Source organism: Oscillospiraceae bacterium (assembly GCA_015068525.1).
In the GTDB taxonomy this organism is placed as follows: domain Bacteria; phylum Bacillota; class Clostridia; order UMGS1840; family HGM11507; genus SIG450.
The window spans coordinates 1-19,294 of the sequence record SVKJ01000012.1; the positions used below are offsets into that span (position 1 = coordinate 1).

The 19,294-nt window shown below is 30.2% G+C and carries 22 protein-coding genes; 1 reads left to right on the forward strand and 21 read right to left on the reverse strand.

The window, feature by feature from the left end; translation table 11 throughout:
* The 18 genes from E7419_05330 to E7419_05415 all read right to left on the reverse strand — a co-directional run.
* Positions 1 to 203 (reverse strand): alpha/beta-type small acid-soluble spore protein (locus tag E7419_05330; protein MBE7014610.1); only part of this gene is annotated, 203 nt, incomplete at its 3' end.
* A 103-nt stretch (positions 204 to 306) separates the two neighbouring features.
* The gene (locus tag E7419_05335) at positions 307 to 1,716 is read right to left on the reverse strand and encodes a spore germination protein (protein MBE7014611.1); all 1,410 of its coding nucleotides are present in this window, start codon (positions 1,714 to 1,716) and stop codon (positions 307 to 309) included.
* 69 nt (positions 1,717 to 1,785) lie between these two features.
* Entirely contained in the window at positions 1,786 to 2,406 is a 621-nt protein-coding gene (locus E7419_05340) for a YigZ family protein (protein MBE7014612.1), read from the reverse strand.
* Positions 2,393 to 3,673 (reverse strand): GTPase HflX, encoded by a 1,281-nt coding sequence (hflX, locus tag E7419_05345; GenBank protein ID MBE7014613.1) that lies wholly within the window; start codon positions 3,671 to 3,673, stop codon positions 2,393 to 2,395. Before hflX ends, E7419_05340 begins: the two co-directional genes overlap by 14 nt.
* The gene (locus E7419_05350; GenBank protein ID MBE7014614.1) at positions 3,663 to 4,658 is read right to left on the reverse strand and encodes a radical SAM protein; all 996 of its coding nucleotides are present in this window, start codon (positions 4,656 to 4,658) and stop codon (positions 3,663 to 3,665) included. Before E7419_05350 ends, hflX begins: the two co-directional genes overlap by 11 nt.
* Positions 4,645 to 5,757: an acyltransferase gene (locus tag E7419_05355; protein ID MBE7014615.1), complete on the reverse strand. Its 1,113-nt coding sequence runs from the start codon at positions 5,755 to 5,757 to the stop codon at positions 4,645 to 4,647. The genes E7419_05350 and E7419_05355 overlap by 14 nt, the downstream gene beginning before the upstream one ends.
* Positions 5,736 to 6,209 carry a 2-C-methyl-D-erythritol 2,4-cyclodiphosphate synthase gene (locus E7419_05360; protein MBE7014616.1) on the reverse strand — a complete coding sequence of 158 codons (474 nt, stop codon included), beginning with the start codon at positions 6,207 to 6,209 and terminating at the stop codon, positions 5,736 to 5,738. Before E7419_05360 ends, E7419_05355 begins: the two co-directional genes overlap by 22 nt.
* The gene (ispD, locus tag E7419_05365; GenBank protein MBE7014617.1) at positions 6,210 to 6,884 is read right to left on the reverse strand and encodes a 2-C-methyl-D-erythritol 4-phosphate cytidylyltransferase; all 675 of its coding nucleotides are present in this window, start codon (positions 6,882 to 6,884) and stop codon (positions 6,210 to 6,212) included. It lies immediately after the preceding gene.
* Positions 6,885 to 6,897: 13 nt separating this feature from the next.
* Entirely contained in the window at positions 6,898 to 7,680 is a 783-nt protein-coding gene (locus E7419_05370; GenBank protein ID MBE7014618.1) for an amidohydrolase, read from the reverse strand.
* A gap of 85 nt (positions 7,681 to 7,765) precedes the next feature.
* Complete coding sequence (locus E7419_05375) at positions 7,766 to 8,197, reverse strand: hypothetical protein (GenBank protein ID MBE7014619.1); 432 nt, start codon at positions 8,195 to 8,197, stop codon at positions 7,766 to 7,768.
* Between the two features lie 19 nt (positions 8,198 to 8,216).
* Positions 8,217 to 8,774: an elongation factor P gene (gene efp, locus E7419_05380; protein MBE7014620.1), complete on the reverse strand. Its 558-nt coding sequence runs from the start codon at positions 8,772 to 8,774 to the stop codon at positions 8,217 to 8,219.
* Positions 8,775 to 8,862: 88 nt separating this feature from the next.
* Entirely contained in the window at positions 8,863 to 9,918 is a 1,056-nt protein-coding gene (locus E7419_05385) for an aminopeptidase P family protein (GenBank protein MBE7014621.1), read from the reverse strand.
* Positions 9,911 to 10,339 (reverse strand): type II 3-dehydroquinate dehydratase, encoded by a 429-nt coding sequence (gene aroQ / locus E7419_05390; protein MBE7014622.1) that lies wholly within the window; start codon positions 10,337 to 10,339, stop codon positions 9,911 to 9,913. Before aroQ ends, E7419_05385 begins: the two co-directional genes overlap by 8 nt.
* Entirely contained in the window at positions 10,339 to 11,196 is an 858-nt protein-coding gene (locus tag E7419_05395; GenBank protein ID MBE7014623.1) for an endonuclease IV, read from the reverse strand. Before E7419_05395 ends, aroQ begins: the two co-directional genes overlap by 1 nt.
* An 87-nt stretch (positions 11,197 to 11,283) precedes the next feature.
* The gene (gene clpX, locus E7419_05400; GenBank protein MBE7014624.1) at positions 11,284 to 12,534 is read right to left on the reverse strand and encodes an ATP-dependent Clp protease ATP-binding subunit ClpX; all 1,251 of its coding nucleotides are present in this window, start codon (positions 12,532 to 12,534) and stop codon (positions 11,284 to 11,286) included.
* Positions 12,535 to 12,545: 11 nt separating this feature from the next.
* On the reverse strand, positions 12,546 to 13,127 hold the full coding sequence (gene clpP, locus E7419_05405) for an ATP-dependent Clp endopeptidase proteolytic subunit ClpP (GenBank protein ID MBE7014625.1): 582 nt from the start codon (positions 13,125 to 13,127) through the stop codon (positions 12,546 to 12,548).
* Positions 13,128 to 13,476: 349 nt separating this feature from the next.
* The gene (locus tag E7419_05410; GenBank protein MBE7014626.1) at positions 13,477 to 14,928 is read right to left on the reverse strand and encodes a trigger factor; all 1,452 of its coding nucleotides are present in this window, start codon (positions 14,926 to 14,928) and stop codon (positions 13,477 to 13,479) included.
* Positions 14,929 to 15,002: 74 nt separating this feature from the next.
* Complete coding sequence (locus tag E7419_05415; protein MBE7014627.1) at positions 15,003 to 15,707, reverse strand: serine/threonine protein phosphatase; 705 nt, start codon at positions 15,705 to 15,707, stop codon at positions 15,003 to 15,005.
* Between the two features lie 148 nt (positions 15,708 to 15,855).
* Here E7419_05415 and E7419_05420 point away from each other — a divergent pair, with 148 nt between their 5' ends.
* Positions 15,856 to 16,002 carry a DUF1540 domain-containing protein gene (locus tag E7419_05420; protein ID MBE7014628.1) on the forward strand — a complete coding sequence of 49 codons (147 nt, stop codon included), beginning with the start codon at positions 15,856 to 15,858 and terminating at the stop codon, positions 16,000 to 16,002.
* A gap of 25 nt (positions 16,003 to 16,027) precedes the next feature.
* On the opposite strand, the gene E7419_05425 is transcribed toward E7419_05420, so the two are convergent.
* From E7419_05425 to nifS, 3 genes are read right to left on the reverse strand one after another with little or no spacing between them, the layout of a single operon-like run.
* Complete coding sequence (locus tag E7419_05425) at positions 16,028 to 17,524, reverse strand: threonine synthase (protein MBE7014629.1); 1,497 nt, start codon at positions 17,522 to 17,524, stop codon at positions 16,028 to 16,030.
* Between the two features lies 1 nt (position 17,525).
* Complete coding sequence (gene nifU, locus E7419_05430) at positions 17,526 to 17,963, reverse strand: Fe-S cluster assembly scaffold protein NifU (GenBank protein ID MBE7014630.1); 438 nt, start codon at positions 17,961 to 17,963, stop codon at positions 17,526 to 17,528.
* On the reverse strand, positions 17,956 to 19,143 hold the full coding sequence (nifS, locus tag E7419_05435; GenBank protein MBE7014631.1) for a cysteine desulfurase NifS: 1,188 nt from the start codon (positions 19,141 to 19,143) through the stop codon (positions 17,956 to 17,958). Before nifS ends, nifU begins: the two co-directional genes overlap by 8 nt.
* Positions 19,144 to 19,294 lie beyond the last annotated feature (151 nt).

Sequence of the window (19,294 nt, forward strand, 5' to 3'; positions counted from 1 at the left end):
CGGTTAATTCTTTGGAACTTCCATTGTTGTTCTGGCATCATCAGATTAACCATTTGTCCGCCGATAGAACCTGCTTCTCTTGCTGTTAAATCACCATTGTAACCATTTGATAAATTAACACCAACTTCAGAAGCAGCTTCCATTTTAAATTTTTCAAGACCTGCTTTTGCCTGTGGTACTAATGTTTTTTTAGCCATTTTCATTTCACCCCTTTAATAATTTTTAAGTAATGAGTAAATTCATTACACTATTATTATTAAACATATTTCAAAATATATTAGAGGTAATTTTATGAAATTCTTAAGATTATTTTTTTGATTTTAACCTTTTTCTTAATAGAACCATCTCAAGATCTTTTTTATTATAAGGTATAAGCGGGTATAAATAGCCTTTATTATTAATAGCCCTTGTTGTACATAATATAACCACTGCAAAAACCGTTCCTCCAATCAGTCCATACAACCCGAAGAATTCAGTTAAAATAGTTGTAATTATTCTCATAAATTTTAATGCATACCCCAATTCAACACTTGGTTGTGCAAAATTAGCAAGTGCAACTATAGACATATAAAGAATAGTATCAGGGACAAACCACCCTGTTTTAACAGCAAATTCACCTAAAAGCAATGCTCCTATAATACTGAAGGAACTAACAAGGCTGTTTGGAGTATTCACGGATGCAATTTTCAAGCCATCAATTGCAAATTCAAGAAGCAAAATCTGTATAATAAGAGGTACACTGTTTCTTTCGGCAATTTTTATTACACTAAGCCATTCGGGAACTAAGTTTTCATTATTCATAAAAAACAACCACAAAGGAATGAAAAAGTACGATGCAAGGAAAAATATATTTCTTATTATTCGTAAGTATCCACCAATAACAGGAGGAAAATAAAAGTCTTCTGCTGCCTGAACAAAATCGAAAATTGAAGTAGGAAGTATTATTGCAAGAGGTGAATTATCGACAAACACAACAATTTTTCCCTCTAAGATTGACGCCGCAGCCACATCAGGCCTTTCGGTATATCTTACTTTAGGATAAGGGTTTAATACTGATTTTCTTGTTATTGTTTCAACAAGTCCCTGTTGTGCCATTGTTATACTTTTAATTTTAATGTTATCGATTTCATCTTCAACTTTTTTTAAAAGTTTTTTATCTACCAGATCATCAATATAACCGACAGCAACGTCAAGTTTACTTCGTTCGCCTAATTCTTTAATTTTAAATATAAGTTTAGGATCTCTTATTCTCCTTCTTACAAGTGCCGTATTTACAACGATAGTTTCTACAAAACCATCTTTCGAACCTCTCAAAGTTTTTTCTTTGTCAGGTTCTTCTGTTGTTCTTGAAGGATAACTTCTTAAATCAATAAAAATTGCATCGGAATATCCATCAATAAATAATATAGATTTTCCGCTTAAGAGTTCTTTTATAACATCATCCCATTTATTAGTTGTTTCAACCTCAACATAGGGAAAATGATGATCTATAAAATCCTGCGCACTTTTATATCCTGCCATAACCGAAGGATCTATTGCATATAGAAAGTCCATTATTCTTTGCATAACGCTTCCTTTTACAAAACCGTCAACAAAGTAAAAACACGATTCTTTTCCGCCTATTTTATATTTCTTTTCTAAAATATCAAAACTTTCCGAAACAGGCAGTATGCTTCTTGCCTTTTCTATATTTAAAATCAAACTGCTTTCTATCATAAAAAACACCCTTTTTTATAAAAAAATACTTTAATACATTTATTATGCATTAAAGTATTTAAAAGTATTCTAAAAGCCATAAAACAGTTTTTCAGTTTCTATAAGTAAAAACTGACCTCCCGATATTTCGGATATTTTTTTATTTAAAACATCAAATTTATCATCTTTGCATATACCAAGTATATCTACAGTATCAGAAAATTCTTTTTCCAGTATTATTACATCATAATTTTTAAATTCATTCTCATATTTTCCAAGCAAATGATACGGAATAGATACAACAAATTTTACCGATAATTGTTTAGTTACAATCCCTGACACATTTATAACATCTTTTCCTGCTTTGGAATATGCTTTGACAAGTCCGCCGGTACCAAGCAGTGTACCTCCAAAATACCTTGTAACAACTACACATAAATCCGTCAGTTCTTCTTTTTCTATAACATCAAGTATTGGAGCCCCTGCTGTTTTAGCAGGTTCGCCATCATCAGAACATCTTGATATATTCCCTTCATTCACTTTATATGCATATACATTGTGTGTTGCATCCCAATTCATTTTGCTGATTTTTGAAATAAACGAAAGTGCTTCTTTTTCAGTGCTGACAGGACATATATAACCTATAAATCTTGATTTCTTTTCAATAATTTCACATTCCGCATATTCTTTTACAGTTTTATACTTCTCCATTTTCATACCTTTTAATTTTATTATATATTTCTATATCGCAAACGACTTCCAGATGAAATCCGTCTTCTTTCGATTCTTCTGAAATTATAGTTGATGTTTTATATATAAGCCCCAGAATGTTACCGTCTGAAAACGGGATGGTAACTTTTAACCTTTTTTTAGAACTGAAAATTACTTCTTGAATTTTTTTAATAAGACCATCTATATTTTTATTTTGTTTTACTGAAATATTGACTGAATTCATATCCTGATAATAAAGAGGAGGTTCTTTAATATCGCATTTATTAAACACCGTAATAACAGGTTTATTATCTTCATTCAGTTCATTTATAAGTTTATTTACAACCTCAATGGATTTATCAATTTCATCATTCGAAGCATCCACAAGATGAATAATCAAGTCAGCATACTTAGTTTCTTCTAAAGTAGACTTAAACGCTTCTATCAAATGATGAGGAAGTTTTCTTATAAACCCGACTGTGTCACAAATTATAAATTCCGTTTTATCAGGAAGTGTTATTTTTCTCATAAGCGGGTCTAAAGTTGCAAAAAGTTTATTTTCAACATACGCATCATTACTCTTAGTAAGCAGATTAAGGAGAGATGATTTTCCGACATTTGTATAACCAACAAGTGCAACAACAGGAATAGAATCTTCTGTCCTTTTTTTTCTTATATTACTTCTATGATTTTCTATTTCTTTTAACTCTTCCGTCAGATGTTCTATTTTTCTTCTTATATGACGCCTGTCACTTTCAAGTTTTGTTTCACCCGGCCCTCTTGTTCCTATACCACCGCCCAAACGGGATAGACTCTGCCCTATTCCGGATAATCTTGGCAAGATATATTTAAGTTGTGCAAGTTCAACCTGACATTTGCCTTCTTTTGACTTTGCTCTTAACGCAAATATGTCAAGAATAAGACGGCTTCTGTCAATAACTGAAACACCTAACTGATTTTCAAGATTTTTAGTTATAGAGCCTGATAATTCAGTATCAAAAACAGCCATATTAACATCGTTGGCATCAATAAATTCTTTGATTTCCAAAACTTTTCCGCTTCCGATAAAAGTCGAAGGGTCAATAGTTTTAATATTCTGAATAACCTCACCGACAACTTCACCATTTGCAGTTTTAACAAGTTCACAAAGTTCTTTCATAGATGCTTCATCAGTATCATTAAGGCTTTTATCTCCTATTGATGCACCGATTAAAACTACTCTGTCTTTTCTTTCTTCCATAAATACTCCTATTAAGTCATTTATCATCTGTTATAATATATTCTGATATATCGCTTTCTAAAACTTTTAATGACTTTAAATTAAATTCTTCTTTAAGTTTCTTAATATTTGCTTTCTTATTACCTATAATTTTAGAAACTAATTTTTTGTTACATTTTATAACTATACTGTCTGTATTTAATTTTAAAATATCATCCTTTATTTTATTGTAATAGATGTAACTTTCAACAAGTTCTCTGAACGAAGAATGATATGGTCCATATACGTTATTCTCATTTATATCCTCGCCTGCCATAAGTCCTATTCTTATAACATCAATATTGGCATTTTGAAACTTTGAAAGTAACTTTGCGCTTATTTCAACCGCTTCATCCAAACTGTAAGGTATATATGCTTTACAGTTATATAAGTCATACAATTTTGTTTCTTTTATTACAACAGTCGGATATATTCTAACAAAATCAGGCTTTAATTTTATTATTTCCTCACAAGTAAAAATATCGTCATCATACGTTGAGCCATACATTCCTACCATCATTTGCAGCCCTAAATTAAAATTATATTCGCGAATTTTTTTAACAGCATCTACGGTTTGTTTAGATGTAAGCCCTCTTTTATTCATATTAAGAACATTGTCATTCATAGACTGAACACCAAGTTCAATAGTTGTTACACCTTTTTTTAATAAATTTTCTAAAATATCATAAGAAATATAGTCAGGACGGGTAGAAATTCGTATCCCTTTTATTCTTTTATCATAAAAGAAAGTACCTGCAACATTAAGATACATATTTTGTTCTTCAATATCTATCCCTGTAAAACTTCCTCCAAAAAATGATATTTCAATTTCAGAATTTTCATCGCAAGTTTCAAGAAACGAAGAAATTTTATCTTTAATTTCCTCTTCTTTTTCTTTTTTATAAACACCTGTTATTTTTTTTTGATTACAAAATATACAATCATTAGGACAACCCTGATGACTGACAAAAATGGGTATGTTAATTTTTCTCATTTATACGACCTCTGTATTTTGTACCTGTAGCAATAAAGCATAGCGGTTTTATTAAAGATAAAACATAAATAACAACAAATGAAGTTAAATAAATCAATATAAATCTTAATAACAAAAATAATATTCCACCTTCAGGCTGAATAAAATAATTTAAGTTAAAGAAATTTATAACAAGGTTATGAATAAGATATATCCCAAAAGATGTTTCACTCACTATATTAAGTAACTTAGGACATTTAACATTTTCTTTATTCTTAAATATATCTTTAAAAAGCAAAAATACTGCTATAGATAAAGATGCGGTAAAAATACCTGAATAAACTTTAAAGTTTTCAAAATAACCGTTTTTTAATATATATAAAATATATGTTCCTAATGATATAATAAAAATATCTAAAATAATAAATATAATCAAATATTTCCTTTTAACTTTAAAATCTATATTATGAAGATAATATCCCAAAACAAAAAAACCGACATAACCTCCTATAATATTTAAGTTAAAAGAATAATTAAATGTAACTAAAGATTTATATTCTCCCGGCAAAAAGTTTTGTGCAGTTGTTGCAAGAACACTGAAGACTAACCAGATTAAAAACAAATATAAACTTTGCTTTTTATTAATATTATCAACTAAAATCTTTAAAAATGGCAATATAATATATATAGGAATAAGAGCATACATAAACCACAAGTGAATAGTAACAGGTTCGCTTAAAAAATGTGTTACTCTATATTTTAAAGCGGAAAAATTCAATGTACCATAATATATATATTCGGTTAAGAAATAGTAAATCAAAGCAAATAGTGACCAGAATAAAAATGGTAACACTATCTTTTTTAATCTTATCCTATATAAATCTTTTATTGAACTTGATTTTTCGCCTGACAAAAGCATCGCACCTGATATCATAAAAAATATTGGTACTGAAACGCTAAAAAGCGATGTTAAAATATTAGAAAAATGCCATACCGCTTCATTATATTCAGTTCTTAAAATGTCAGATGCAGTATGTAAAAACACAACTGCAAACATAGAAAATATTCTTAAAAAATCTATATAATAATATTTCTTTTTCATATTTTTATAAGTAAGCATACACTATATGCTTTAATCCCTTCAATTCGTCCTGTAAACCCCATTTTTTCTTCAGTTGTAGCCTTTACGGATATATTATCCTTATCAGTTTCTAAAACATTGGATAAAATATCTCTCATAGAATCTATAAAAGGTGCCATTTTAGGCTTTTCACATACAATAATTGAATCAATGTTCCCTATTTTATAGCCCTTTTCTTTTATCAGCGAATTAACATAAGAAAGAAGTTTAATACTTGATATCCCTTTATATAATTCATCCGTATCGGGAAAATGCTTTCCAATGTCCCCTAACGCCAACGCGCCAAGCATTCCATCCATTATTGCATGAACCAAAACATCTGCATCAGAATGACCTAAAAGACCAAGTTCAAAAGGAATTTCAACACCGCCTATTATGAGTTTTCTATCTTTTGAAAACTTGTGAACATCATATCCAAACCCTATTCTCATTTATATCAAATCCTTTAAATATATTAAATCTTCTTTTGTTGTTATTTTAATATTGGAATAATCGCCAAAAGTAATTTTCGTTTTAATACCCATTGTCTCAAGGATGCTTGTATCATCTGTAAATATACGGTCATTAAATTTATTAAAACCTTCCACAAGCATATTTTTATTAACAACCTGAGGCGTTTGAATATTAACAAGTTTGTCACGGTCTAAGGTTTTATTTACAAATCCGTCATTATCAATTTCTTTTACTGTATCTTTAACTTTAACGCCTAAAGTTGCAGAATTATACTTTATACCATCATTAATAACATTTAAAACGTCTTCTTTTTTAATAAATGGTCTTGCACTGTCATGAATTAAAACATACTCAAATTCTTCCGGTACACACTTAAGTCCTGAGTAAACCGAGTCTTGTCTTAAAGCACCGCCTTTAATTGTTTTAATTACTTTTTTAAAATTGTATTCTTTTATTATATTGGTTGTATATTCAATATCTTCTTCTTTTGTTACAACAATAATATTCTTTATATTATCACAACAAGATAATGTTTTAAGGGAATAATATATAAGTGGTTTATCATTAACTTTTAAAAACTGCTTTTTTATATTATTCATTCTGCTGCCACTTCCCGCAGCAAGCACAATAGCGCAAATATCTTTATTTTGCATAATTTTACTCCAATTAAATATTTATAAGTGATTTTATGTTTTTAGAAAAAATCTTCTCTAAATCTGAATTTTTAAGGTTTAAAGACATAAGCCTTTCATATTCTTTATTAAAATCCCACATTGGATAATCGGTTGCAAATAAAACCTTCTCGATTCCGTATGTATTTATAAGTTTTATAATAGTACTGTCATCCAAAAAATTAAAAGACGAACAAGTATCCACCCAGACATTTTCATCTTTTAAAATTTCCAAAGCCTCCAGCCAAACTGAATATCCGCCCAAATGCGCTGCAATAGGTTTTAATTTCGGAAACCGTTTCATAACGTTCTTAAGTCTTTGAGGATTAGAAAAATCTTTCCTCTTATCCCCTATATGAAAAAGAACAGGCATTTTATCTCCGACTATTTCGTAAATAGTATCCATACTCTTATCATCTATATTTCTCATTTGAAAATCGGGATGAATTTTTATACCTTTTAATCCGTTTTTTAACATTTTATCAAATTCTTCATCCAATTTATCATAATCAGGGTGCATTGTGCCAAAACCGATAAATTTATCAGAATTTTCAACTGTGTTAATTATAAAATCATTTATACTCGGAACTTGCTCAGGTTTAGTAGCAGTTGAATGGATAACTGCTTTTGTAATATTATTCTTATTAAGAATTTCAAGAAGTTCAGCACTCGTTCCCTTACATTTCATTTCAATCCCATAAAAATCACCTATTGCACCAACTGCTTTATTGGCAATTTTTTCAGGATATATATGACAATGTGAATCTATTATTTCCATTATTATGCTCCTTAGTAATCAGCCATATTATTAAAAAAAGATTCTCCCAATGTGATTATCGGAGAATCTTTTTTAATATTTTTAATTATTCTTGACAATCGCAATCTTCACAATCACAGTCGCAATCAAAATCTAAATCAATTTCTTCGCCGCAGTTTGGACAAACTACACCGTCATTAAATAATTCACTGTCTTCAAAACAAATAGTTTCGCCGCAGTTTGGACATTCCAATTCGAAAAATTCAGAGTCTTCATCACAATCACAATCGTCACAACCGCAATCGCAATCACAATCTCCATAAAATTCTTCTTCAAGGCTTCCTAAATCTTCGTCAATTTCATCTATAAGTTCTTGCATTTCAAACTGTTCATCATCAATATCACAAATTGTAGCAGCCATTTCATCAAGAACATCTAAAATTCCGATTATCATTTTGCCTTCTTTTGTTTCATGATTAATCTCTAATCCATCACAAAGACCTTTTAAGTAAGATACTTTTTCTGTTAAATTTTCCATAATATATATCCTCCTAAGATTATGCTCTTTCCATATAAGTACCGGTTCTTGTATCAACTCTTATAACATCGTCAATATCAATGAAAAGCGGAACATTGATAGTAGCACCTGTTTCTAATGTAGCAGGTTTTGTAGCACCTGTAGAAGTATCACCTTTAAATCCAGGTTCTGTTTCGGTAACAACAAGTTCAACAAAGTTAGGTGGTTCAACACCGAATACATTACCTTTGTATATTAAAAGTTTTACCATTTCATTTTCTTTAACAAATTTTAAAGCATCACCTAACTGATTTTCGCTAAGTGGCATCTGGTCGTATGTTTCAACGTCCATAAAATAGAATAACTCACCATCATTATAAAGATACTGCATATCTTTTCTTTCGATATGAGCTTTTTCAAATTTATCTGTTGGTCTGTATGTTTTTTCAACAACACCGCCTGTTATAACGTTTCTTACTTTTGCTCTTACAAAAGCCGCTCCTTTACCAGGTTTTACATGTTGGAATTCAACTATCTGGCATACGTTTCCATCTTCTTCAAATGTAACGCCGTTTCTAAAATCGCCTGCTGTTATCATTGTATAATTCCCCTCTCATATTTTTTTATATTCATACATATTTATTGTAATAAAAAATACCAAAAAAAGCAAGTCTTTTTTACAATATTTATATAATAATAAGGTTTTTATCAATTTTTGCTATAGATTCAGCACCATTATTTGTAATAATATAAGTATCTTCTATTCTTATACCAAATTTATTTTTAAAATAAAGTCCCGGTTCAACTGTTACAACCATACCTTCTTTTAAAACATCTTCACTCTTTGCGCTCAGGGTTGGAAATTCATGAATATCAATACCCACTCCATGCCCTAAAGAATGAATAAAATAATCTTTATATGAAAAACTTTCAATATAATCTCTTGCAATTTTATCAATATCAGAACATTTCACACCTGGTTTTAGTGCTTTGGAAGAAAGAATATGCGCATTATAAACTATATCGTAAATTTTCTTTTTTTCTTCGTTTACAGTGCCAAATGCAACTGTTCTTGTCATATCACTTCTGTATCCATTATAAGTTGCACCAAAATCAAACAATATAAAATCTCCGTCACAAATTTTTTTATTACTTGGAACTCCATGACAGTCAGCACTTTCCTCTTCATTTACAACAATTGTTGAGAAAGCAGGCTCCTCGCTTCCTAACTCATTCATTTTATAGTTAAGAAGTGATGCGATTTTACTGGTAGTATCTCCCGCTTTAATGGTTTTTAATACATATAAAAAGGCTTTTTCACTAATTTCCTGTGCTTTTTTTATATTTTCAATCTCTTCCTTAGTTTTTACAATTCGTAATTCTTTAGTTATATTTTCACAATCGACCAAGTTTATTTTTTCAGACAATTTTTTATAGTTTTTGTGATTTATATATTCAGGATCAATCATTACCTTTTTAAGATTAAGTTCTTTTACCAAATCACATACGCTTTCTATAATTGATTTAGTAACACATACAGGTTCAAATATTTCCTGACGTTCAATCATATATTTATATCTTCCGTCAGATAGAACATAAGATTTATTATTTGTAATTAAAAGCAAAATGTTAGAGGATTTTAATCCTGAAATATATCTTATTTCACTGTCATTTGTAACAATATATCCGTCACAGTTGTTTGTTAGAAGTTTTTCTTTTATTCTTAGAAGTCTTTTATCCATTTATTAGCCCTTCCAGTGCAAGAATATATGAATACGCTCCAAATCCGCTTATCAAGGCTTTTGAGGCTTTTGCAGTCATAAGAGTCTGCCTGTGTTCTTCCCTTTTAAAAACATTGGAGATATGAACTTCAATAGTATCAATGTTAACTGCTTTTATTGCATCTAATATAGCTCCGGAGTAATGAGAATAAGCACCCGGATTTATAATTATACCATCAATTTTACCATAAGCAGAATGAATTGCATTAATAATTTCGCCTTCAATATTACTTTGAAAAAAAGATATTTCACATTTTAATTCTTCTGCTTTTTTTAAAAGCATTTCATTTATACTATCTAACGATAATGTGCCATAAATATCCTTTTCTCTTATACCCAACATATTAAGATTAGGACCGTTAATAACCAAAATTTTTTTCATTATTTATTCATCCTTTCATAACATTCTTTCATATATAAAGCATCAATCCCCTGTGTTCCTGCAGATTCACATATAATAACAGGAGTAAGACCTTTTTTGTATATTATTTCAGCCAAAGGTTCAAACTGAGGGCCATAAACATCATCTGAGAAAGTTAAGTGTTTCACTTCTCCGCCATTTTGAGAATATTCTATTTTAGAAAAATGAGAATGGAATATTTTGAGTCTGTCTTTACCTAATTTATTTTCTATCTTATTTAAAATTTCTTCATAATCCTCTTTTGTTCTGATGCTTCCAAATGTTCTTGAATTAAGATGCCCGAAATCTATTGTAGGAAGAAACGAATCATCAACAAGACAAAGTTCTATAACTTCATCAAGATTTCCTAACTGATTGATTTTTCCCATTGTTTCAGGACAAATATGAATATCATAATACCCTTCACTTTTTGCTCGTTCAATTGTTTTTTTCAAGGTATCCTTTGCATAAAAAAGTGCTTCTTCTCTTGATATTTTAGAGCAAGAGCCACTGTGAACAACAATTCTTTTTGCATCAAGAACTTTCGATATTCTCAGTGAGTCCATTATATATTCAATACTCTTATTTCGCTTTTCTTCCTCAATGCTTGACAAACTTATATAATACTGGCTGTGAACAGAAAGATAAATATTATTTTCTTTTGCTTTTTCACATAACAAAGAAGCAGTTTTTTCCGATATTTTAACACCTTTATTGCATTGATATTCATAAGCATTAAGACCAATTGAATTTAAATACTCGGGCATATCAACAGATGATTTATACCCTGCCTCAGAAAAAGCGAGTGGATTTCCTCCCGGTCCGAATTTTATATCCATATTAATTATCCTCCTACTTATTACTATTTTTATTATATATAATATCATTAAAAATTTCAAGAAAAAAAGCCTTATAAAAGGCTTTTTTTAAGAAGATATTTGTTTTTTCGTTTCTTTTTTAATTATAACAGGTTTTTCAGTCTTTAAAGAAGCCTTTTTTGTAACAATAACTTTTTCAACATTCCTGAGTGACGGAACTTCAAACATAGTTTCCTGCATAATTTCTTCTATAATCGCTCTTAATCCTCTGGCACCTGTATTTCTCTTTATAGCCTCTTTGGCAATGTTTTTAAGAGCATCATCTTCAAACTCTAATAATACACCGTCAAATTCAAATAATTTTTTATACTGTTTAACAAGTGAATTCTTAGGTTCATTAAGCACAGATACAAGCGCTTTTTCATCAAGATTATCAAGAGTAACAATAACGGGTACTCTGCCTATAAATTCAGGAATAAGACCAAATTTAAGTAAATCCTGAGGCATAATCTTCTTAAGAATATTATTTGATTTATCACTCTTTATTATAATATCAGAGTTAAAACCTAATGTACTTTTTCCAACTCTTTGTTCTATGATTTTTTCAATACCATCAAACGCTCCGCCGCATATAAAAAGAATGTTCGATGTATCAATCTGAATAAATTCCTGATGAGGATGTTTTCTTCCACCCTGCGGAGGTACAGAAGCAACAGTACCTTCTAAAATTTTAAGAAGTGCTTGTTGAACTCCTTCGCCGCTAACATCTCTTGTTATAGAAGGATTTTCGCTTTTTCTTGCGATTTTATCAATTTCATCAATATATATTATTCCTTTTTCAGCAAGTTCAACATCATAATCCGCTGCCTGAATAAGTCTTAATAAAATATTTTCAACATCTTCTCCGACATAACCTGCTTCGGTAAGTGTTGTTGCATCAGCAATCGCAAAAGGAACATTTAATATTTTTGCAAGTGTTTGTGCAAGAAGTGTTTTGCCACATCCTGTTGGACCAAGCACCATTATATTACTTTTTTGAATTTCAACATCTTCATATTTTATCTTGGAATTTATTCTTTTATAATGATTATATACAGCAACAGACAGAGCCTTTTTTGCTTCCTCCTGACCAACAACATACTGGTCTAAGATATCCTTTATTTCAGCAGGTTTTAAAAGTGGTCCGTTATCGTTTGAATATTTTTCCGAATCATCTATTTCTGAAAAGACAATTTCATTACAAAGTTCAACACACTCATTACATATATTGGCATTTGGACCTGCAATGATTTTATCAACCATATCAGATGTTTTACCACAAAAAGAGCAACGGCTCTTTTCTATCTTATTTTTATCCATAAATTCTCCTTTTATCTTTTTTCAATAACTTTGTCTATTAAACCATATTCTTTGGCTTCGTAAGCAGACATAAAATTATCTCTTTCGGTATCTTTACAGATAATATCATAAGGTTTGCCTGTATTAGCACTTAAAATTTCATTCAAATGTTTTTTCATTTTTATAATTCTTTCAGCGTGAATCTGAATATCTGTAGCCTGACCTTGTGTTCCTCCTAAAGGTTGGTGAATCATTATTTCACTGTTAGGAAGTGCAAATCTTTTACCTTTTGCACCGCTTGATAATAAAAATGCACCCATACTTGCAGCCATACCAACACAAATTGTCGATACATCAGGTTTAATATACTGCATTGTATCATAAATAGCCATTCCTGCAGTAATTGAACCACCCGGACTGTTAATATAAAAACTTATATCTTTTTCAGGATCTTCTCCCTCTAAAAATAACAATTGAGCAACTATTAAACTTGCTGTTACGTCATTAACTTCTTCTGATAAAAAAATAATTCTGTCTTTAAGCAAACGGGAGTATATGTCATACGACCTTTCACCTCTGCTTGTTTGTTCTAAAACGTATGGTACCAATGCCATAATAATCGCCTCCGTTATAAATTAATTTTAGGCACTCGGAAGTCGAACACCTTATGGTTTAAAATTAGAAATTTCGCTTAATACGGCAGAAATTCCTGCGAATATACGAAAGTATTATCCTTGAAATTTCTTTGTCTAAAACAAAATTTCTGAATTTTAAACTCTTCGACCTTAAACGCAGGGAAATTTCTAAGATTTTTAATGCGAAGGACGATGTCAGGCCGTCGCCTTACGAGGACGCCAAATTAAAAAGATTAAAATTTAACAAGTTTAAGGCATAAGGGGTTCAACTCCCGAGTGCCTATAGTTTTGAGGTTTAAAACCAAAATTTTAAACCTCAATTAAAATACTATTTATCTGCTTTTTTAGTAGTTGTTGTTTTCTTGGTTGTAGTCTTTTTAGCAGGTGCTTTTTCTGTTTCTTTTTCAGCAGTTTTTTTAGTAGTAGTTGTTTTTTTAGCAGGTGCTTTTTCTGTTTCTTTTTTAGCAGTTGTTTTCTTAGTAGCAGGTTTCTTTTCTGCTGTTTCTTCTTCAGCTACAGCATTTTCAACTAAAAATTCAACAGTTTTTGACATTTTAAGATCTTCTTTTAAGTCATCAGGGTTGATAAACTGTTTAATCTTATCAACTTCCATATTATAACTTTCAGCCATCTTAGTTAATTCTTTTTCAACATCTTTTTCAGAAACTTCAATTTTTTCCTTGTTTGCAATTTCTGAAAGTGCTAAAGTCATTTTAACCTGACTTTCTGCTCTGTCTTTAAACTGGTTTTTAAATGCTTCGTTAGTCATACCTGTATATTCAAGATATTTAGAAAGTTCCATACCCTGAGATTGCAGTCTATAACCAAAGTCATTTGCTAAAGATTCACATCTTTCTTCTATCATACAGTCAGGAATTTCAACTTTAACAAGTTCTACAACTTTTTCTAAAACTGCATTTTCAAATTCCTGCTTGGTTCTTTGTTTTGCATTTTCGGTTAATTTCTTCTTAATGTCTGCTTTAAGTTCTTTAAAAGTATCAAATTCACTTACATCTTTTGCAAAATCATCGTCAAGTTCAGGATATTCTTTTTTCGAAATCTTATTTACTTTGATTTTAAATGTTGCATCTTTACCTTTTAAATCTTCAGCATGATATTCCTTAGGGAATTTTACATTTATTTCAGTTTCAACTAATTTAGCACCTAAAAGAGCATCTTCAAAACCAGGTATAAACTGACCTGAACCGATTGTTAAATCAAAGTTTTCAGCTTTTCCGCCCGAAAAAGCAACTCCATCGCAGAAACCTTCATAGTCTATATTAACGATATCGCCTTTTTCAACTTCGCCGTCTTCTTTTTCAATAATTCTTGCTGTTTTTTCTTTTAAAGCATCGATTTCTTTATTTACATCATCACTTTTTACAGTATACTCGTTTTTCTTCGCTTTTATACCTTTATATCCTTTTATTGCCACTTCAGGTTTTAAAGTAACTTTTGCAGTAAATACAAAACCTTCTTCAACACTGATGCTTGTAATATCAACTTCAGGTTTAGAAACAATGTCTAACTTAGAGTCTTTAGCTGCTTCTTCGTATTTTGCAGGAATGATTTCATTAACTGCATCTTCATAAAGCACTTCAACTCCATAATATTTTTCAACCATTTTTCTTGGCACTTTGCCTTTTCTGAATCCAGGAATAGAAAAATACTTTTTATTTTTGTTAAAAGCAAAATCTAATCCTTTTTGAAATTCTTCACTTGAAACAACAATTTCTAAAGTTGCTTCCTTTTTGTTATTCTCTTTAATAGAATAGTTCATTTTAGTTTTCCTCCCTAATATAACTCACTAATTAGATATTATATCATATATTTTTTAAAATTTCTACTATTATTTTACAAAATTTTCTTTGGTGTAAAATTAAGATAATCACTGGATATCAGTTCAAACAAAATCCCATCAATCTCCTCGCAAAAAGCAAGATGATGGCTCCTTGAATGAAGATGACCGTAATAGCATTTTTTTATACCGTATTCCTTTAATATATAATAAAACAAATTGTTGTTATATTTTCCTTCTTTAATAACAGGCGGATAATGCATAAATACAAGCACATCATCAAATCCTGCTTTCTTGGCATCAAGTATTGATTTTTCAAGCCTTCCCGCTTCCCTGTTCTCAATCTTTATTGCCTCTTCAGTTGTAGGCTTTTTTGTTATATCAATACCTTTCGTTCCACATATTGCGACATTTTTATAAGTATAAAAATTATTGTGGAGCATTTTAATAGTTGAAATATTATTTTCATTAAAAAAATTATACAACTTGTTAACTGTAAGAAACCAGAAGTCATGATTTCCTTTTGAAATAATTTTTTGACCGTTCAGATTATCTAAAAATTTAAAATCCAAAACAGCATCTTCTAAATATGTTTCCCACGAAATATCTCCGGGAATAACAACAAGATCGTCTTTTTTTACTAAATTATTCCAATTATATTCAAGTTTCTCTATGTAATCTTTCCATACTCCGCCAAAAACTTCCATCGATTTATTTGTATTAAGAGAAAGGTGCAAATCTGAAATAGTAAATAATGCCATTATATTTTTCTCCTGATGTTATATAATATTAATACGGAGTAAAAAGCTCCTTATTTTAAACAAGAACCTTAAGAAATTCTAAAGTAATTTAAATTACCGGTATTTCTAAAAGCCTTGTTATATTCACAATAAAGAAAGGATTAATACTATGGATAACAAAATTTATTGTAAAGCATGCCACTGCAAATATCACAACGAAAACGACGAATGTGAAGCATCAGAAATTATGGTAGGAAATCCAAGTGCTAGTTGTTCTAAAGAAACTTGTTGCGATACCTTCGTTTCTAAAAATTAGCAAAAAAGCCGGTATATCCCGGCTTTTACATATTAAGCCCCGATTTAACAGTTTTCTTCATTTCTTCTTTTTTGCAAATATTATTAAACTTAATTTTTTTGTCTTTCAGTTCTTTTAATGACTTAGGAATCGTTGTACCTGTCATATCAGATAAGTCCTCAAGTTTGCAAAAATCATTCTTATTTAAATCATAAGTCGGTGAAACTGCACCTATAACGCTGTTTAAAAATTTATAAGGACTTGCAGTTGATGCAATAACAACAGGTTTTAAATCATTTGTTTCAAAAACATATTTATCATATACAGCTTTTGCGACCGCAGTATGAGTATCGATTAGATAGTTATATGTATCAAATGTTTCTTTAATAGTTTCAACTGTTTTTTCATCATCGCAATATCCACCATAAAAATTATCTTTAATAATTTTTTGCATATCTTCGGATATTTTATATTTTCCTTCTTTTGAAAGTTCACTCATATATTTTGAAATCAGTTTATCGTCTTTATCACTTATTTCATACAGCAATCTTTCAAGATTACTTGAAATTAAGATATCCATAGAAGGAGAAACAGTTAAATTAAATTCTCTGTTTTTATCATATATTCCTGTATTTATAAAATCAGTAAGAACATTATTCTTATTTGATGCACAAATTAATTTATCAATCGGAAGTCCCATTTTTTTAGCATAATATGCTGCTAATATATTACCAAAATTTCCTGTAGGAACAACAACATTGATTTTATCTCCGATTTTTATTTTTTCATCTTTACAAAGTGTTATATAAGATGAAAAATAATAAACAATCTGAGGAACAAGTCTTCCAAAGTTTATTGAATTAGCAGATGATAAAACAACACCTTTTTTAAATAATTCATTTTTAAAATCATCATCCGTAAAAATCTTTTTAACTCCATTTTGGGCATCATCAAAGTTTCCGACAACACCGTTAACCAGGACATTATCTCCTTCCTGTGTTATCATTTGTAATTTTTGAATATCAGAAACTCCATCTTTAGGATAAAAAACTATTATTTTAGTTCCTTTAACATCTTTAAAGCCCTCTAAGGCAGCCTTACCGGTATCTCCTGATGTCGCGACAAGTATTGTAACCAGTTTGTCCTCTCCTGTTTTTTTAACAGAGGTGGTAAGAAGATGAGGAAGAAGTTGTAATGCCATATCTTTAAAAGCACAGGTTGGTCCGTGCCATAATTCCAAAAAATGCACTCCGTCTTTAAGTTCATATAACGGAGCAATTTCTTCCGTTTCAAATTTTTCTTTTGAATAAGCAGAATTAATACAATTATCAAGTTCTTCACTGCTAAAATCAGTAAGATATTTTGACAAAACAAATTTTGCAATATCATTATAACTTTTATTTATTAAGTTTTCTATTTCATTAAGTTCAACCTGAGGAAAAGACTCAGGAACAAACAAACCACCTTCAGAAGACAAACCTTGCTTTATAGCCTGTGCGGAAGAAACTTTTAAATTATTATCTCTTGTACTTGAAAATAACATTTTATTCTCCTTCTCCGCACGAATGACAGTTAGAGCAACATCCAGTGCATCCTGTAATTTTAGATGTATCCATTCCGTTTCTTTCGTAGTAATCAAGTATTGCTGCCTTTATAGCTTCTTCAGCTAAAACGGAACAATGAATTTTAGGTGCAGGTAATCCGTCAAGAGCCTCAATAACAGCTTTATTTGTTATCTCTAAGGCATCTTCAACTTTTTTCCCTTTAACAAGTTCAGTTGCCATACTGCTTGTTGCAATAGCAGCACCACATCCAAAAGTTTTAAATTTAACATCTTTAATAAAACCATCTTCAATGTCCATATATATTTTCATAATATCTCCGCATTTAGCGTTTCCTACTTCGCCAACTGCGTTTGCGTTTTCAATTTCTCCGACATTTCTCGGATTTGAAAAATGATCCATTACTTTATCACTATACATTTTCTTTATTCCTTTCTACACTCTCATATAAAGGAGACATCGCTCTGAGTCTTGCAACAATTTCCTTTAATTTTTCTATAATATAGTAAACTTCTTCTTCAGTATTAAAATCACCAAATGTTATTCTGAGTGACCCGTGTGCTATTTCATGAGGAAGCCCGATAGCAAGCAGCACATGAGATGGGTCAAGCGAACCAGATGTACACGCTGAACCGCTTGACGCACATATACCAACTAAATCAAGGGATAAAAGCAACGCTTCACCTTCAATAAACCTAAAGGAAATATTTGCATTGTTGCAAAGTCTTTGGGTTCTGTGACCGTTAAGTCTGACATAAGGGATTTCCTTTAAAACTGTATCTATATATAAATCTCTTAATTTAGATATTTTTTCTGCCTTTTTATCTATATTAGAAACTGCTAATTCCATCGCTTTACCAAAGCCGACAATACCTGCGACATTTTCAGTCCCGGCACGTCTGCCTTTTTCCTGACCGCCGCCGTGAATATATGGGAAAAGTTTAACACCTTTTTTAACATAAAGGGCACCGACACCTTTAGGTCCGTATATTTTATGAGCAGTAACTGACATTAAATCTATATTAAGTTCTTTAACATCTATTTTAACATTTCCGACTGCTTGTACAGCATCGGTATGAAATAATATATTATGTTCTTTTGCGATTTCACCAATTTCTTTAATAGGCTGTATCGTTCCAATTTCATTATTTGCAAAAATAATTGAAATAAGAATTGTTTTATCGCAAATTGCATTTTTAAGTTGATTTAAATCAATAAGACCGTTTTCGTCAACATCAAGATATGTTACTCTAAAACCGTTCTTTTCTAAGAATTCAGTTGTATGAAGAACTGCGTGATGTTCAATCTTTGTTGTAATAATATGATTGCCTTTATCCTTCATAGAATCTGCAATGCCTTTAATTGCCCAGTTGTCTGCTTCAGATGCACCTGATGTAAATATTATTTCTTTAGGGTCTGCATTAAAAGCATTTGCAATTTTTTGGCGTGCATTTTCTATAGCACGTTTTGAATTAGAAGCAAACTTATAAATAGATGATGGGTTACCATATTCTCTTTCTAAATACGGCATCATTTCATCAATAACTTCTTTTTTCAATCTGGTTGTTGCAGCATTATCCACATATATAAATTTATCCATATTTTTACATACCTTCTTGTAAATATTATTAACTAATTATATAATACACTATTTTTTTCTATTTTACAACTGTTTAATTATAAAATATTATTAAATATTTTAAAAATTTTTTATGACTTTTATACTAAAATATGGCTTGATTGATTATAAA

Excerpts from the sequence above, each read along its gene's own strand:
- E7419_05335 (MBE7014611.1), bottom strand. The coding sequence starts at position 1,716 with ATGATAGAAAGCAGTTTGATTTTAAATATAGAAAAGGCAAGAAGCATA.
- E7419_05340 (MBE7014612.1), bottom strand. The coding sequence starts at position 2,406 with ATGGAGAAGTATAAAACTGTAAAAGAATATGCGGAATGTGAAATTATT.
- hflX (MBE7014613.1), bottom strand. The coding sequence starts at position 3,673 with ATGATAAATGACTTAATAGGAGTATTTATGGAAGAAAGAAAAGACAGA.
- E7419_05350 (MBE7014614.1), bottom strand. The coding sequence starts at position 4,658 with ATGAGAAAAATTAACATACCCATTTTTGTCAGTCATCAGGGTTGTCCT.
- E7419_05355 (MBE7014615.1), bottom strand. The coding sequence starts at position 5,757 with ATGCTTACTTATAAAAATATGAAAAAGAAATATTATTATATAGATTTT.
- E7419_05360 (MBE7014616.1), bottom strand. The coding sequence starts at position 6,209 with ATGAGAATAGGGTTTGGATATGATGTTCACAAGTTTTCAAAAGATAGA.
- ispD (MBE7014617.1), bottom strand. The coding sequence starts at position 6,884 with ATGCAAAATAAAGATATTTGCGCTATTGTGCTTGCTGCGGGAAGTGGC.
- E7419_05370 (MBE7014618.1), bottom strand. The coding sequence starts at position 7,680 with ATGGAAATAATAGATTCACATTGTCATATATATCCTGAAAAAATTGCC.
- E7419_05375 (MBE7014619.1), bottom strand. The coding sequence starts at position 8,197 with ATGGAAAATTTAACAGAAAAAGTATCTTACTTAAAAGGTCTTTGTGAT.
- efp (MBE7014620.1), bottom strand. The coding sequence starts at position 8,774 with ATGATAACAGCAGGCGATTTTAGAAACGGCGTTACATTTGAAGAAGAT.
- E7419_05385 (MBE7014621.1), bottom strand. The coding sequence starts at position 9,918 with ATGGATAAAAGACTTCTAAGAATAAAAGAAAAACTTCTAACAAACAAC.
- aroQ (MBE7014622.1), bottom strand. The coding sequence starts at position 10,339 with ATGAAAAAAATTTTGGTTATTAACGGTCCTAATCTTAATATGTTGGGT.
- E7419_05395 (MBE7014623.1), bottom strand. The coding sequence starts at position 11,196 with ATGGATATAAAATTCGGACCGGGAGGAAATCCACTCGCTTTTTCTGAG.
- clpX (MBE7014624.1), bottom strand. The coding sequence starts at position 12,534 with ATGGATAAAAATAAGATAGAAAAGAGCCGTTGCTCTTTTTGTGGTAAA.
- clpP (MBE7014625.1), bottom strand. The coding sequence starts at position 13,127 with ATGGCATTGGTACCATACGTTTTAGAACAAACAAGCAGAGGTGAAAGG.
- E7419_05410 (MBE7014626.1), bottom strand. The coding sequence starts at position 14,928 with ATGAACTATTCTATTAAAGAGAATAACAAAAAGGAAGCAACTTTAGAA.
- E7419_05415 (MBE7014627.1), bottom strand. The coding sequence starts at position 15,707 with ATGGCATTATTTACTATTTCAGATTTGCACCTTTCTCTTAATACAAAT.
- E7419_05420 (MBE7014628.1), top strand. The coding sequence starts at position 15,856 with ATGGATAACAAAATTTATTGTAAAGCATGCCACTGCAAATATCACAAC.
- E7419_05425 (MBE7014629.1), bottom strand. The coding sequence starts at position 17,524 with ATGTTATTTTCAAGTACAAGAGATAATAATTTAAAAGTTTCTTCCGCA.
- nifU (MBE7014630.1), bottom strand. The coding sequence starts at position 17,963 with ATGTATAGTGATAAAGTAATGGATCATTTTTCAAATCCGAGAAATGTC.
- nifS (MBE7014631.1), bottom strand. The coding sequence starts at position 19,143 with ATGGATAAATTTATATATGTGGATAATGCTGCAACAACCAGATTGAAA.